A 15,880-nucleotide genomic window follows, 5' to 3' on the forward strand; every position below is an offset into this window, starting at 1 on the left:
TTATTAATAATCGAATATTGCTTACTGATTATGTTATGATAGAAAGATACAATTGGAGGAAGAAATAAATATATATGGTTCAGCTATCAGAATTAGCATCAGCACTTAATCAAACAGAAAGTAAGGGAGTATTTTCTAAACATCCTAAAGGTTTCGGATTTGTTCATCCAGAAGACGCAACAGATAAAACAAATGATATCTATATCGGTAAAAATGATACTAAATTTGCGATGGATGGGGATAAAGTTACCGTTAAAGTTACCTATCCTAAAACTGAAAAACGCGGTGCAAGTGGACAAATTACTAAAATAAATGAACGAGCCGTAGTTGATACGGTCGGGACTTACCGTTCTTTGTCTAATCGTCAAGTCAAAGCATTAGGATACAAAGGAAGAATAGAACTCTATAATGATCGAATTTCTGATACTTTATATATCAAACAACCTTTATCAGGGGTTCAAGAAGAAGATGTAGTAAGTCTTAAAATAACCCAATATCCAACCGATACCAAGACATTTGAAGGAAAAATTACAGGTATTATTGGACATAAAGGCGAAGTAGGACTAGATATTTTAGAAGTGCTCTGTGCTATGAAAATTCCACAAGAGTTCTCTTTTGAAACTTTAGCTGAGGCCGAGGCATTTTCCGAAAGATTAACTGATTCAGATTTGCAAGATCGTGAAGATTATCGTAATGAAATCACCTATACCATTGATGGAGATGATTCTAAAGATTTGGATGATGCCATCCACGTTAAAAAATTATCAAATGGACATTTTGAATTAGGAGTCCATATCGCTGACGTCAGTCATTATGTGACTGAGGGTTCTTCTTTAGATGAAGAAGCCTACTCACGCGCTACATCAGTCTATGTAACTGACCGAGTTGTTCCAATGTTGCCTGTTAAGTTATCCAATAATTTGTGTTCACTTAATGAAGCTCAAGAACGACTGACAATGTCTTGTCTAATGGAAATTGATGACAAAGGTAAGATTGTCAGTTATAAAATATCACCATCAGTCATAAAAACAACTTATCGAATGACTTATAATAATGTCAATAAAATGATTCATCAAGGACAAGAAGGTCATAGGGAGGCCCTTGAAAACTTCTCTAAAATTACCGATTCGATTAAAGTGGCCGTTGAACTTCATGAAATTCTTGAAACAATGCGAAAAGACAGAGGAATGATTGAATTTGACGAGAGTGAAGCAAAAATTATTTTAGATGAAAAAGGTCATCCAATCGAAATTGTAAAACGTGATCGTGATACTGCAGAACGAATGATTGAATCCTTTATGTTGATGGCTAATGAAACTGTTGCCCTTGATTTTCAAAAGAAAAAACTACCTTCCTTATATCGGGTTCACGATAATCCTAAAGAGAAAGCTTTTGCTAAATTGATGGAAGCTGCTGCTAATGCTGGCTTTTCCTTGAATTCAGATTCTCATCAAGCCATTAATTTCTTTGCTGATGAAATTAAAGGAACAAGTTCTGAAAAGGCATTGACTTATCAACTTCGACATACGATGTCAACAGCGGTTTACTCTGAAAAAAATACAAAACATTTTGGGCTCGCAGCGACTAACTATACGCATTTCACAAGCCCAATTAGACGTTATCCTGATTTAATCATCCATCGTTTATTGCATTTATATCCTTCTGACCATTCTAACCGTATTAAAGACGAGTGGAAAGAACGTTTACCTGAAATTGCTAGCCATTCTTCTGATATGGAACATCGTGCAGTCGTCACTGAACGAATTATTGATGCAATGAAAAAAGCAGAATATATGTCAGAGCGGATTGGAGAAGTTTATACTGGTACAATTACAGGTCTGCAAAAATTTGGAATCTTTGTTGCATTAGATAATACAGTCGAAGGTTTAGTTCGTGTACCTAATTTACATACTGGGACCACGGAAGAACTTGAATTTGATGAAGAAACAAGTATTTTTAAAGGAAAAAAATCAGAAATAGTCTATCAAATAGGACAAGAAATAAAAATTCGTGTTATTGCTGCTAATAAACGAAAAGGAACAGTTGATTTTGAACAAATTGCTCCTGAATAAAACCTAGTGTTACTAGGTTTTTTCTTTTTGTAATCGAGTATAGCAAAATAAAACGACCTGATGTTTTTGGTATTGGAGGTAAATTGAAGATATAAAAGAAAAGGACTAGAACTTGGTTCTTTTTTCTTGATTTAATTAGAATAACAGTTATTTTAATAGTGCAAATATGGATTATTAGCAAAAATATAATTAACTATGAACTTTTTAAGAAGTTTATGAATAACTTATTCTTTTGACGGGGTAACTAATACTGCAAAAATAACGGTAGTAAATGATAATAAAGATGAAATTAAAAATAGTGAAAATAATAATAATAAATCCTCAAATGATTCGAAAGGAGAAATGAACAAAAGCGATGAACAAAAAATATTGACAAAAATCAGATTGATGAGAATAAAACACAAGATAATCTTCCAGCAACTGCTTCCGTTGAGACTGCGGTTTGGGAATACTTAATCGGAGGATTAGTAATTATTTCAGCTTTAATATTGTACTAATTAAAAAAGGCTAAGTACTAATAATACAAAAAGAATCTACTGTAGGTTCTTTTTTAATATGAAATCTATTCAATTTAGAAAATAGACAATAATAAGGAAATTCTTATTTTCTAGCTTTTCTGCTTGCACTTCAGAAGTAGATAATTTAATGTTTTGCGTAATCTATTTGACACAGTATGTTATAATAAAAGAAGCTCAAGTAAAAGTGGAGAAAGCATTATGGAAATTGAAATCTTTAAAATGTTGTTGCGCAGAAGCAGACATGGGGGTTGTGATAGATGAAACTAGTATTATCAACGATTTTGTTGGGTTTCGGCGGATTTGATCCAATGGGAGCGATTGTTATAATGGCGGCAATGGCACATGGAATAAAGAAAAAACAAGTCTATTTATTCTCTTTAATGGCTTTACTCTCAACGATTATTTTTGGATTAATATTTTCGTTCGGAACCAGTATCGGATTGAATTACTTTACAAGTATATTGAATCATATTCCAGATATAGATTATGTACTTATAGGATTTTTGATATCTATCGTCTGTATAGCTTGGTTTATAAGATCAACTTTCATGAAAGATAATAAAGAGAAGATAGATGATAAGAAGGAATCAAAATTTGTACAATTTGCAAAAAGAAGTATGCCACTCGCGGGTTTTATTTTTGGGTTTTGGGCTATGTCGGATCCGACTTTTTGGGCAGTTGTTGCGATAAGTGCGAAAGAAGGAAACATTTCATTAACGATATTATGTCTGACAATTTGGATGTTATTGGGACAGTTTCCCTTATATACTTTAATAGTATCATTAATGTTTAATGTCTATGAAAAAGTGATTAAAAGAGTTAGCGATTATTTAGATAAAAACAATCGAAGAAAAAAATTAAGTAACGCGACTAGGATTATCATATCACTATTTATATTAGGTATTGGTATTTATTTTCTAGTTAACTCGTTAGTATTTTTATTAAAAGGAATTTGGTTATATTAGTCTAAAACAGTTATTTTGAATAATATATAGAAAATAGTAAGAGTTATTCTTACTATTTTTTTATAGTGGAAAATCAGATAATATTCTTACTGTATAACAAAACAGATATTTCGTTAAAATAAATGTTGACTTTTAAAAATATTAGTATTATAATTCAGATAATTGAGAATTGACAAACAAGAGATGAAAGAGTAGTCTTAGGTATCAGTTGAGAGAGCCTTGTTGCTGAGAAAAGGTCTGATAATGGGATGAACCACACTCATCGCTATCTTACTCACATTATTATGTGAGCGTTAGCTGCGTTAATGCTAAGTTGTTATAACTTACCGAGGTCACTTTTGTGAAAAAGTGATAAATTAAGGTGGAACCACGATTAAACCGTCCTTTAAGCCAAGTGCTTTTAGGCGTTTTTTTATATTATCTTTCTATTCTCGAAAGGAGAAATCTATGAGTTGGCAAAATAATCTTCGGTCAGTAAGTCCCTATATTGCAGGTGAACAACCTGAACTTACTGACATGATCAAATTAAACACTAACGAAAATCCATATCCGCCCACTAGTGTAGCTCAATTATTTAATGAACGTTATAAGACAAAAAATTTGCGTCTTTACCCAAGTACTGACGCGAAAAGTTTAAGAAAAAAATTGGCCGAATATCATCATTTAGAAGTTGAACAGGTTTTTATTGGAAATGGCTCTGACGAAGTTTTGTCACTTAGTTTTCTGACTTTTTTTAATAGTCAAAGCCCTTTATTAATGCCTGACATTACTTATTCTTTTTACCCTATTTATTGCGAACTCTATCGAATTCCCTTTCAAAAAGTTCCTGTGGATGATGATTTTAAAGTTTCAATAAAAGATTATTGTATTGAAAATGGTGGAATTGTGATTGCAAATCCTAATGCTCCAACGGCTTTGGCGCTAAATCTTAAAGATATAGAAGAAATTCTGAAAAAAAATCAAAACTCAATTGTCTTGATTGATGAAGCCTATATTGATTTTGGCGGTGAAACATGTCTTCCTTTGCTTAAAAAATACGATAATTTAGTAGTGGTTCAAACTTTTTCTAAATCACGGAGTTTGGCAGGAATTCGTTTGGGTGTAGCTTATGGCTCTGCTGAAGCAATTTCTCATTTGTATGATGTGAAAAATTCATTTAATTCCTATCCAATTGATAGTTTGGCACAAATTATTGGAGAAGCAAGTTTAATGGATGAACATTATTTTCAAAAAAACATTCAGAAAATCATTAAGACAAGAGAAGTTTTTAAAGATAATCTGGTTAATTTAGGATTTGAAGTGACTGATTCAAAGGCTAACTTTGTTTTTGTTCATCATCCAAAAGTAAAAGCAGAACAACTTTTTAAGGCGCTTTATGAGGCAAAAATTATTGTCAGGCATTGGAATCAACCACGGATTGATGATTGGTTACGGATAACTATTGGAACTAATAAAGAAATGAACAAAGTGATTGAATTTTTAAAAAGCTATTTAAAAAAGAATGAGGAAATTGACGAATGGAAAAAATAAATTATCTGCTTCCTGAAGAATCGGCAGAAATGACCTTGAATCAAGTTAAAAGTCTACGGCAGATAGAAGGGCGTTTAAGAAAATTATTTAGCTTGAAAAATTATCAGGAAGTCATGCCCCCAAGCTTTGAATATACACAACTCTATACAGCACTTGAAAGTAATGGAAAAACTTTTAATCAAGAAAAAATGTTTCAGTTTATCAATCATGAGGGACAATCAATTACACTTCGTTATGATTTTACACTTCCTTTAGTTAGACTCTATTCGCAAATCAAGGATTCTACTAGTGCCCGTTATTCATATTTTGGAAAAATATTTAGAAAAGAAAAACGGCATAAAGGTCGTTCAACGGAAAATTATCAGATTGGTATTGAACTTTTTGGTGAATCAGCCGATAAGTCAGAATTAGAAATTCTTAGTTTAGCCCTTCAAGTGATTGAACAGTTAGGTTTGAATAAAACGGTCTTTGAAATAGGCTCAGCAAAATTTTTTCAACGTTTATGTCAGTTAGCTAATGGTTCAACAGAGTTACTTACAGAACTTTTACTCAAGAAAGATTTGAGTGGCCTCAATGCTTTTATCGAAAAAAATAATTTTTCTAAGGAATTAAGAGGACTTTTGAAAGAAATATTTATTACTAATGAGTTATCAAGGTTGGAAAATTTAGTGACAAATACAAAAGATGATGTGCTCATTTCTTCCTTTGATCAGCTCAAAGAGTTTTCAGAAAAACTTTCAATGATTAAACCGATTATCATTGATTTGGGAATGGTTCCTAAAATGGATTATTATACTGATTTAATGTTTAAAGCTTACAGTTCAGCAGCTAATCAACCTATTTTATCAGGAGGAAGATATGACCAGCTATTAAGTAATTTTCAAAAAGAGGCGGTTGCCATTGGTTTTTGTTGTCATATGGATACTATTTTAAAGGCACTGGAAAGACAAGAATTGGAGGAAGACAATGATTAAAATTGCCATAACTAAAGGACGAATCCAAAAACAAGTCACCAATTTATTGGAAAATGCGAACTATGATGTTGAACCAATTCTAAATCTAGGACGTGAATTACAAATTAAAACGAAAGATGATTTACAAATCATTTTTGGAAAAGCTAATGATGTCATTACTTTTTTAGAACATGGAATTGTTGATGTTGGCTTTGTTGGTAGAGATACGCTTGATGAAAATGATTTTGATGATTATTATGAATTATTGGATTTAAAAATTGGGCAGTGTATTTTTGCCCTTGCTTCCTATCCTGACTTTTCAAATAAAAATTTTCAAAGACGTAAACGAATTGCTTCAAAATATCCAAGAGTGACAAAAAAATATTTTGCTCAAAAGCAAGAAGATATTGAAATTATCAAGTTGGAAGGTTCTGTTGAGCTTGGACCAGTTGTCGGTTTAGCTGATGCAATTGTTGACATTGTCGAAACAGGAAATACTTTATCTGCAAATGGTTTAGAGGTCATTGAAAAAATCAGTGACATTTCAACACGGATGATTGTCAATAAATCTAGTTTCAAATTTAAAAAAGATAAAATTATAGAAATGGTGGAGAGGTTAGAAGATGCTCAAACAAATTGATTATCAAGGAAAGCTTGAAGAAATTTCCAAAAAATTTCAAGGTCGAAAAACAGAAGTATCAAAAGAAGTTAATAAAACTGTTCAACAGATTGTAGAAGACATTCAAAAAAGTGGAGATACTGCCTTATTTAACTATGCTAAAAAGTTCGATGGTTATGATGTGAATACTAGTAATTTACTCGTCACGCCCATGGAACGTGAAACAGGACTAGAACAAATTGATGAGGATTATTTTAGAATTCTTAGACGCACCAAATCACAAATCGAAGAATTTCATAAGCACCAACTGGGAAATTCATGGAATATTTTTAAGGAAAATGGTGTTATCATGGGACAAATTGCGCGTCCTCTGGAACGTGTTGCTCTCTATGTTCCCGGAGGAACGGCTGCATATCCCTCAACAGTCATTATGAATGCTGTTCCAGCGCTTTTAGCAGGCGTCAAAGAAATTATTATGATTACCCCAGTTAAAGCTGATGGAAAAGTAAATCCAAATATTTTAGCAGCTGCTGAAGTTTGTGGAATAGAAACAATCTATAAAGTGGGTGGAGCACAAGGTGTTGCCGCCGTTGCGTATGGGACAGAATCTATTCCCAAAGTTGATAAGATTGTTGGACCCGGAAATATTTTTGTGGCTACAGCTAAGAAAATCTGTTATGGGGTGGTAGATATTGATATGATAGCCGGTCCGTCAGAAGTTCTAGTTATTGCTGACAAAACTGCCAATCCAAAATATATCGCTGCTGATTTAATGGCGCAAGCAGAACATGATAAACTTGCGTCAGCGATTCTAGTGACGACTTCTGAAAAACTTGTTCAAGAAGTAGATGAGGAATTAAATAGACAAGTTCAAAATTTGGAACGTCGTGAAATCATTGAAAGTTCCATCAGGAATTACGGTGGAGCCATTGTTGTAAAAAATATTGATGAAGCCTTTGATGTTTCCAATCAGCTGGCTCCAGAACATTTAGAAGTTTTGACTAGTGAACCTTTAACCCAACTTCCAAAAATCAAAAATGCTGGCTCAATTTTTCTTGGAGAGTATACGCCAGAACCACTAGGCGACTATATGTCAGGAAGCAATCATGTCTTACCAACTGGAGGAACAGCCAAATTTTACTCTGGTTTGGGTGTCTATAATTTCATAAAATATTCAACTTATAGCTATTATCCTAAAGAAGTTTTGGCCGACTTTAAAGAGGATGTTGAGACATTTGCTAAATCAGAAGGGTTGACGGCTCATGCTAACTCAATTTCTGTGAGATTTGATGAAATGTAATACTTGAGACAAGATTTTAAAAATTTATTGGTCAAGGCGTGAGGAGCCACATGGATTTTAAAATATTGAATAAGAAAAATAGTAGGGAGAAAAACATGATAAGACAAGAAAATTATTACGCAGAAGTTTTTAAAAAACCATGGGGTCGGATGTTCTATGACTTACTTTTTCCACAGCTCCTACCAAATTTGACAAAAGATTCAAAAATTCTGAGTTTCGGCTCTGGATTTGGACGGACGGAAACATTTTTGATGGAACAGGGATTTGAAGTCACGGGCTATGAGCCTGACGTAGAAAAACTAGAGATGATGTCTGACCAAACTTTTCGTCAGTTGACAGGAACTTTTGACGACTTTGCAGAAACTGTTAAAAATGAGCATTACGACGTGATTCTCATTCACAATGTTCTAGAATACGTCCCCGACCGAAAAGTCGTGTTGGAATTGCTCTTACCACTTTTGACAGACGGCGGCACGCTTTCTATTGTCAAGCACAGCAAGTACGGTAGCATGATAGAAATGGCAGCAGGACGTGATAATCCGCAGGCAGCGCTTGATGTTTATGAAAATGAAGTTGTCGCTTCTCACAACCACGGCAATATCCTAGTTTATGACGATGATTGGCTGACAGATTTTGTGGCAAATTACAAACTGAAACTCCAAGAAAAATTTGGAATTCGTCATTTTTACGGTATTTCACAAAACGCAGAAATCAAAGAAACAGACAACTGGTATCAACCCATGCTTAAGTTAGAGCAAAAAGTAGCGAAAGACCAAACGCTGTATCCAGTCGCACGATTACATCATTTGATATTTAAAAAAACTAAGGAGAATCTGTTATGACACGCATATCACACATCACGCGTAATACCAAAGAAACACAAATTGAACTTTCCATCAATCTTGACGGCACAGGTCAAGCGGACATTAGTACAGGTATTGGTTTTCTCGACCACATGCTGACACTTCTCACCTTTCACAGCGATTTTGACTTAAAAATCATAGGACATGGGGATCATGAAACAGTAGGGATGGACCCCCACCATCTCATTGAAGATGTTGCGATTGCTCTTGGCAAATGTATCAGCGAAGCATTAGGTAATAAGCTCGGTATTCAACGTTATGGGAGTTTTACCATTCCAATGGATGAAGCTTTGGTGACTTGTGATTTAGATATTAGTGGACGACCTTATTTGGTATTTAATGCTGATTTATCAGGAAATCAAAAACTTGGTGGTTATGATACAGAAATGACTGAAGAATTTTTTCGTGCTCTTTCTTTTAATGCTGGGATTACGTTACATCTGAACGAACATTATGGGCAAAATACGCATCATATTATTGAAGGCATGTTTAAATCTACAGCGAGAGCGCTAAAACAAGCTGTAAGTATTGATGAATCGAAAGCTAATTTAATTCCGTCATCGAAAGGATTACTATAAATGATTGTTATCATTGACTACAATATCGGAAATCTTCAAAGTGTACAGGCCGCATTTTTACGATTGGGACAAGAAACAGTGATTTCAAGAGATTTAGAGGAAATTCATAAAGCAGATGCACTTATTCTTCCAGGAGTTGGGGCCTTTCCTACAGCAATGAATAATCTAAAAAAGTTTAATTTGATTGAACTTATACAAGAACGAGCTGCTGCTGGAATACCAATATTGGGAATTTGTTTAGGGATGCAAGTGCTTTTTGAAAAAGGATACGAGATAGAGGAAAGACAAGGTCTTGGACTTTTAAAGGGAGAGGTAATTCCAATCAAAACTAATGAGAAAATTCCGCATATGGGATGGAATCAATTAAACCTGGCTAAAACCAGTCCAACAACTCATTATTTGTCTGATAATGATGAGGTCTATTTTGTCCATTCTTATCAGGCGATCTGTCCTGATGATGAACTCATTGCCTACACCACTTATGGCGAAGTAAAAATTCCGGCAATTGTTGGAAAAAATAATGTGATCGGCTGTCAATTTCACCCTGAAAAGAGTGGAGAAATTGGCAGAAAGATACTAAAAGCATTCTTGGAGGAAATTTAAATGAAGATTATTCCAGCAATTGATTTGCAAAATGGTGAAGCCGTGCGTCTCTACAAAGGAGATTATGATAAGAAAACAGTCTATTCAAAAAATCCGCTTGAAATTGCTCAAAAATTTGAAAGAATGGGAGCGACTGACCTGCATTTGGTTGATTTAGATGGTGCTAAGATAGGACAAACTCACAATTTAGAGCTTGTGCGAAAAATAAAAGATGAAACAAGATTGAAAATCGAAATTGGTGGTGGAATTAGAGATTTCGATACAGTTAGAATGTATCTTGAACAAATTGGTGTGGAACGAGTGATTTTAGGAACCGCAGCGGTAGAAAAGCCTGATTTTCTTAAGGAATTATTAATTAAATATGGTCCAAGCAGAATCGTTGTTGGAGTTGATATTAGAGAGGGTTTTGTATCAACAAGTGGTTGGTTAGAAAAAACAAGTCTTCCTTACCTGTCATTTTTAAAAAAATTAGAGAGAATCGGGGTTAAAACCACTATTATTACTGATATCTCCAAAGACGGAACACTGACAGGTCCAAATTTTAAACTTTATGACGAAATTTCAAAGGAATGTTCTCTAAACGTGATTATTTCTGGAGGTGTAAAGGATAGTTCTGATATTCAAAGTGCAACTCGTTCTGACTTCTATGGGATTATTGTTGGGAAAGCTTACTATGAGGGAAAAATTAATCTTGAAAAGGAGTTCAGGAATGCTAACTAAAAGAATCATCCCTTGTCTTGATATTAAAAATGGTAAGGTTGTTAAAGGAATTAATTTTGTGGGTTTAAGAGAAATAGGTGATCCAGTAGAATTGGCCAAAATATATGAAGAACAGTGTGCAGATGAAATTGTTTTTCTTGATATTACGGCATCTTTTGAAGAACGTGAAATTATTGGTGAATTAATTGGTCGGGCGGCGCGTGAACTTTCAATTCCATTAACCGTTGGTGGAGGAATTCGTTCAATTGACGATTTTAGAAGAATTCTTGCTAGAGGAGCTGATAAAGTATCCGTCAACTCAGCTGCAATTGAAAATCCTGAACTTATTCGTCAAGCGGCTAACGAATTTGGCGTTCAATGTGTTGTTGTTGCTATTGATGCTAAAAAACGAGCAGATCATAGGGGATATGATGTCTATATCAAAGGTGGGCGTGAAATTGCAGGTCTTGACTTAGTTGATTGGGCTAAAAAGTGTGAAAGATTAGGAGCAGGTGAAATTTTACTAACCTCAATGGATAAGGATGGAACAAAGACAGGCTACGATTTGGAAATGCTGAATGTCGTTTGTACTGCTGTTAATATTCCTGTTGTAGCAAGTGGCGGTTGTGGGAAGATTTCGGACATTGTTGAAGTTTTTCAAAAAACAAGAAGCGATGCTGCCCTTGTTGCTTCATTATTTCATTATGGCGAAGCAACAGTTGATGAAGTTAAAGACGAACTTATAAAAAATAATATTTCAGCAAGAATTATTAAGAAGGAGACATTATGAGACCAGATTTTCATAAGCAGGAACTTATTCCTGTTATTGTTCAAGATTATCAAACAAATCAAGTATTAATGCTTGCCTATACAAATGAAGTGGCTTTTGAGAAAATGCTTGAAACTGGTGAAACTTGGTTTTGGTCACGTTCACGACAAAAACTTTGGCACAAAGGAGAAGAATCAGGGCATTTTCAAAAAATAAAAGGAATGCGTTTGGATTGCGACCAAGATACTTTATTGGTTTTTGTTGAACAAATTGGTAATGCTTGCCATACTGGTGCTTACTCTTGTTTTTATGATGAACTTATTCCTTTTGATGACTCTGATATTTTTAGTGAGTTGGAGAAGCAAATCATCAACCGAAAGTTACATCCAGTCGAAAAATCTTATACGAATTATTTGCTTGGAGAGGGCATTGATAAAGTGTTAAAAAAGGTTGGTGAAGAAGCAAGCGAAGTAATCATTGCTAGTAAAAATTCGGATAAAGTAGAACTTTTAGGAGAAATTGATGATTTACTTTATCATTTGTTTGTATTAATGAATCAGCAAGGTATTTCTCTAGAAGAAGTACGGCAAAAAGCAAAAGAACGGCATCAGCTAGAAGGAAATAAGAAGGAATTTCATACAAGGACGGCAGATTAAATGAAAAAATTAGATTATCATTTCCACTCTCATTTTTCGGCTGATAGCGAGGAGCTTCCTAGAAACCATGTGATAGAAGCTATAGCACATGGTTTAGAAGAAATTTGTTTTACAGAACATCGAGATTTTTATTTTCCAGGAATGGATTTTTCACTAAATCTACCTGAGTATTTTCAAGAAATTAATCAATTGCAAGCGGAATTTAAAGATAAAATTAAAATAAAAATTGGCTTGGAAATGGGAATTGATTTACGTTTTAAATCAGAAATTAATCAGTTTATTGATTCGGCTCCTTTTGATTTTGTGATTGCCTCTGTTCATGAAATTGGAGATATTGAAGTTTATGACGGAACAGAATTTTATCTACAGAAAACAAAAGAAGAAGCACAAAGAGAATATCTTTTAGCTTGTTTAGATGTTGTTCAAAATTTTGAGACTTATAATTCATTTGGTCATTTAGATTATGTTGCTAGATATGGGCCTTACACGGATAAATCAATAAAGTTTGCAGAGAATCGGGAGATTTTATTTGAAATCTTGCGGGCTTTAGCTTCAAAAGAAAAAGCATTAGAAATAAATACTAGATTGTTTGATGATCCGAAAACTGAACAATTTTATAGTGATTTATTGATTAATTTTAAAAAATTAGGTGGAAAATTAATAACTTTAGGAACGGATAGTCATATAGCAAAGCGCGATTGGCTTTCAATTCCTAAAGCAAGAACTTTAATTAAAAAAGCTGGTTTTCACGAACTAGCAACTTTTAGTGGGATGAAAATTGATAAAAATAAAAAGTCTATTAAAGAATAATAGACTTTTTATTTTATGATGCTAAATCTTTCTCAAGTAGTGCAAGACGTTCTTGAACTTCTTGATTTGATAGTTGGTGGGCTTTGATGTAACGGTTATTGGGATGAACTCGACATTCATGTGAACAAGCACCAAGATATTTTGCTTCGTTTTCCTCTGAAGCTAACATTTGTCTATTACATTCTGGATTTCCGCAATTGATGTAACGTTCACATGGGCTTCCATCAAACCAATCACGTCCGACAATGACATGTTCTTTTTGGTTGATTGGAACTGCGATTCGGCTATCAAAAACATACATTTGTCCGTCCCAGAGATCTCCTTGAACTTCTGGGTCTTTTCCGTATGTGGCAATTCCTCCGTGAAGTTGACCAACATCTTTGAAGCCTTCACGAACGAGCCATCCTGAAAATTTTTCACAACGTATTCCACCGGTACAGTAGGTTAAAACACGCTTTTCCATGAATTGTTCTTTGTTATCTCGAATCCACTGAGGGAGTTCTCTAAAACTTCTTATTTCTGGACGAATGGCGCCACGAAAATGTCCTAAGTCAAATTCATAATCATTTCGTGCATCAATTACTACTGTATTTTCATCAAGCATGGCCTCACGAAACTCTTTTGGATCAAGATAAGCCCCAGTAAGTTCCAAGGGATTGACGTCATCTTCTAAACTTAAATTGACTAATTCAGGGCGATAACGAACATGCATTTTCTTAAAAGCATTTTGCTCGGCTTCATCAATTTTGAAAATTGTTGAGCTAAAGCGAGGGTCATTTTTCATCAATTCCATGTAGGCATTTGTTTGCTCGATAGTACCAGAAACAGTTCCGTTAATTCCTTCGTCAGCAACTAAGATGCGTCCTTTTAAACCTAATTCTTTACAGTCTGCGAGGTGTTTTTGGGCAAAAGTTTCTCCATCTTCAATCGGGACATATTGGTAATATAATAAAACTCGATAATCTTGAGTCATAATTTCTCCTTAATCTTATTAGTACATTAGAATCCATTATAATTTAATCATTTTTTGTCTACCTAAAGCAACAAAATTGCTTGTATATTTTCTAACAAGCTTAATTATTGTGGATTTAATTGAATGTTAAAGGGAGAAGTTGTAATCTATTTGTTGTTAAATTCTTGTTAATACAAATAAATGCATTAAATATTATTATTTTATTGACAATTTAAAATATTAAGAGTATTATAATGTAAATTAACAAAAAAAGAGGAACTTGAAATGACATACACACAATTTTCATTGTTGTTGATCAAGGTGGACCTACATTAGCTTTTGTGGCTAAAATATGTGGGTCCTGTTTGGCGATAGTCATTTCGAGGACCGAGAGACGTCCTCACGGGCGTCTTTTTTGTTTCTTAATAAAAAATAGAGGTAATATTATGCGAAAAATTGAATTCTTTGACACAAGTTTGAGAGATGGCGAACAGACACCGGGCGTTAGTTTCTCCATTTCAGAAAAAGTAACGATTGCTAAACAACTGGAAAAATGGGGGATTTCTGTCATAGAGGCTGGTTTTCCTGCGGCAAGTCCAGATAGTTTTGAAGCAGTAAAGCAAATTGCTGATTCTTTGAATGATACGGCTGTTACTGCATTAGCTCGTTGTGTTATCTCAGATATCGATAAAGCGGTTGAAGCGGTAAAGGGGGCTAAATATCCGCAAATTCATGTTTTCATTGCCACTTCACCTATTCACATGAAATATAAACTTAAAATCAGTCCCGAAGAAGTTTTGAAAAATATTGATAAATGTGTGAGATACGCACGTGAACGGGTCGAGGTTGTTGAGTTTTCTCCAGAGGATGCAACAAGAACAGAGTTGAATTTTCTTTTGGAGGCTGTTCAAACGGCTGTCGATGCTGGAGCAACTTATATTAATATTCCTGACACTGTCGGTTATACGACGCCAGAAGAATATGGAAAAATTTTTAAATTTTTGATTGATAATACTAAGTCTGACCGAGAAATTATTTTTAGTCCACATTGTCATGATGATTTAGGAATGGCTGTAGCTAATTCATTAGCTGCAATTAAAGCTGGGGCTGGGAGAGTTGAAGGGACTGTCAACGGCATTGGAGAGCGAGCTGGGAATGCTGCTCTTGAAGAAATTTCTGTGGCACTACATATTCGTAAAGATTTTTATCAGGCACAAAGTCCTTTAAAACTTTCAGAAACTGCTGCAACGGCAGAACTAATTTCACAATTTTCAGGAATTGCTATTCCAAAAAATAAAGCAATTGTTGGTGCTAATGCTTTTGCACACGAATCAGGAATTCATCAAGATGGTGTCCTTAAAAATGCTGAAACTTATGAAATTATTACACCAGAACTTGTCGGAATAAAGCATAATTCGTTGCCTTTAGGTAAACTTTCTGGTCGTCATGCTTTTAGTGAAAAATTGACGGAACTTAATATTGCTTATGACGATGAAAGTCTTGCAATTTTATTTGAAAAATTTAAAAAATTAGCTGACAAGAAAAAAGAAATTACTGACGCAGATATTCATGCCTTATTTACAGGAGAAACGGTAAAAAATCTAGCTGGCTTTATACTTGATAATGTTCAAATTGATGGCCACAAGGCATTGGTGCAACTAAAAAATCAAGAAGAGGAAATTTATGTTAGTCAAGGAGAGGGGGCAGGTTCAGTGGATGCAATTTTTAAAGCCATTGATAAAGTCTTTAATCATCAACTAAAATTAATCTCTTATTCAGTTGATGCTGTAACTGATGGAATTGATGCACAAGCAACGACTTTGGTTTCTGTTGAAAATTTATCTACAGGCACTATATTTAATGCTAAAGGTGTTGATTATGATGTATTGAAAGGAAGCGCCATTGCTTACATGAATGCTAATGTTTTAGTTCAAAAAGAAAATTTACAAGGAAAGGTTGAACAAATTTCAGCTCATGATGGAATTTAAGGTGA

Annotated in this window: 15 protein-coding genes; 14 read left to right on the forward strand and 1 reads right to left on the reverse strand. The window is 34.2% G+C overall.

Annotation, left to right across the window (positions count from 1 at the left end; translation table 11 throughout):
• Nucleotides 1-74: 74 nt before the first annotated feature.
• The 13 genes from rnr (at nt 75) to AB6B24_RS03685 (ending at nt 12,935) form a co-directional block, all read left to right on the forward strand.
• Complete coding sequence (gene rnr / locus AB6B24_RS03625; protein WP_311803410.1) at nt 75-2,072, forward strand: ribonuclease R; 1,998 nt, start codon at nt 75-77, stop codon at nt 2,070-2,072.
• Between the two features lie 775 nt (nt 2,073-2,847).
• Nucleotides 2,848-3,555, forward strand: a complete 708-nt coding sequence (locus AB6B24_RS03630) for a hypothetical protein (protein WP_153241801.1) — start codon at nt 2,848-2,850, stop codon at nt 3,553-3,555.
• Nucleotides 3,556-4,002: 447 nt separating this feature from the next.
• Entirely contained in the window at nt 4,003-5,085 is a 1,083-nt protein-coding gene (gene hisC, locus AB6B24_RS03635) for a histidinol-phosphate transaminase (RefSeq protein ID WP_311803407.1), read from the forward strand.
• Entirely contained in the window at nt 5,073-6,059 is a 987-nt protein-coding gene (locus AB6B24_RS03640; protein ID WP_311803405.1) for an ATP phosphoribosyltransferase regulatory subunit, read from the forward strand. Before hisC ends, AB6B24_RS03640 begins: the two co-directional genes overlap by 13 nt.
• Complete coding sequence (gene hisG / locus AB6B24_RS03645) at nt 6,052-6,678, forward strand: ATP phosphoribosyltransferase (RefSeq protein WP_228247995.1); 627 nt, start codon at nt 6,052-6,054, stop codon at nt 6,676-6,678. Before AB6B24_RS03640 ends, hisG begins: the two co-directional genes overlap by 8 nt.
• Nucleotides 6,662-7,957: a histidinol dehydrogenase gene (gene hisD, locus AB6B24_RS03650; protein WP_311803400.1), complete on the forward strand. Its 1,296-nt coding sequence runs from the start codon at nt 6,662-6,664 to the stop codon at nt 7,955-7,957. The genes hisG and hisD overlap by 17 nt, the downstream gene beginning before the upstream one ends.
• 95 nt (nt 7,958-8,052) lie before the next feature.
• The gene (locus tag AB6B24_RS03655) at nt 8,053-8,799 is read left to right on the forward strand and encodes a methyltransferase domain-containing protein (RefSeq protein ID WP_311803398.1); all 747 of its coding nucleotides are present in this window, start codon (nt 8,053-8,055) and stop codon (nt 8,797-8,799) included.
• The gene (gene hisB / locus AB6B24_RS03660) at nt 8,796-9,398 is read left to right on the forward strand and encodes an imidazoleglycerol-phosphate dehydratase HisB (protein ID WP_311803397.1); all 603 of its coding nucleotides are present in this window, start codon (nt 8,796-8,798) and stop codon (nt 9,396-9,398) included. The genes AB6B24_RS03655 and hisB overlap by 4 nt, the downstream gene beginning before the upstream one ends.
• Nucleotides 9,399-10,001 carry an imidazole glycerol phosphate synthase subunit HisH gene (gene hisH, locus AB6B24_RS03665; RefSeq protein WP_311803395.1) on the forward strand — a complete coding sequence of 201 codons (603 nt, stop codon included), beginning with the start codon at nt 9,399-9,401 and terminating at the stop codon, nt 9,999-10,001.
• Nucleotides 10,002-10,721, forward strand: a complete 720-nt coding sequence (gene hisA / locus AB6B24_RS03670) for a 1-(5-phosphoribosyl)-5-[(5-phosphoribosylamino)methylideneamino]imidazole-4-carboxamide isomerase (protein ID WP_311803394.1) — start codon at nt 10,002-10,004, stop codon at nt 10,719-10,721.
• Nucleotides 10,711-11,490, forward strand: coding sequence for an imidazole glycerol phosphate synthase subunit HisF (hisF, locus tag AB6B24_RS03675; RefSeq protein WP_311803392.1), 780 nt, complete (start codon nt 10,711-10,713; stop codon nt 11,488-11,490). The genes hisA and hisF overlap by 11 nt, the downstream gene beginning before the upstream one ends.
• The gene (gene hisIE / locus AB6B24_RS03680) at nt 11,487-12,125 is read left to right on the forward strand and encodes a bifunctional phosphoribosyl-AMP cyclohydrolase/phosphoribosyl-ATP diphosphatase HisIE (RefSeq protein ID WP_311803391.1); all 639 of its coding nucleotides are present in this window, start codon (nt 11,487-11,489) and stop codon (nt 12,123-12,125) included. Before hisF ends, hisIE begins: the two co-directional genes overlap by 4 nt.
• A complete protein-coding gene (locus AB6B24_RS03685) occupies nt 12,126-12,935 on the forward strand; it encodes a histidinol-phosphatase (protein ID WP_311803390.1) in 810 nt (269 codons plus the stop codon).
• 13 nt (nt 12,936-12,948) lie between these two features.
• On the opposite strand, the gene AB6B24_RS03690 is transcribed toward AB6B24_RS03685, so the two are convergent.
• A complete protein-coding gene (locus tag AB6B24_RS03690; RefSeq protein ID WP_003131122.1) occupies nt 12,949-13,908 on the reverse strand; it encodes a rhodanese-related sulfurtransferase in 960 nt (319 codons plus the stop codon).
• A 425-nt stretch (nt 13,909-14,333) separates the two neighbouring features.
• On the opposite strand from AB6B24_RS03690, the gene AB6B24_RS03695 reads away from it, so the two are divergent.
• On the forward strand, nt 14,334-15,875 hold the full coding sequence (locus tag AB6B24_RS03695) for a 2-isopropylmalate synthase (RefSeq protein WP_311804092.1): 1,542 nt from the start codon (nt 14,334-14,336) through the stop codon (nt 15,873-15,875).
• Nucleotides 15,876-15,880 lie beyond the last annotated feature (5 nt).

It is taken from the genome of Lactococcus sp. AK05 (genome assembly GCF_041026685.1).
GTDB lineage: Bacteria > Bacillota > Bacilli > Lactobacillales > Streptococcaceae > Lactococcus > Lactococcus lactis.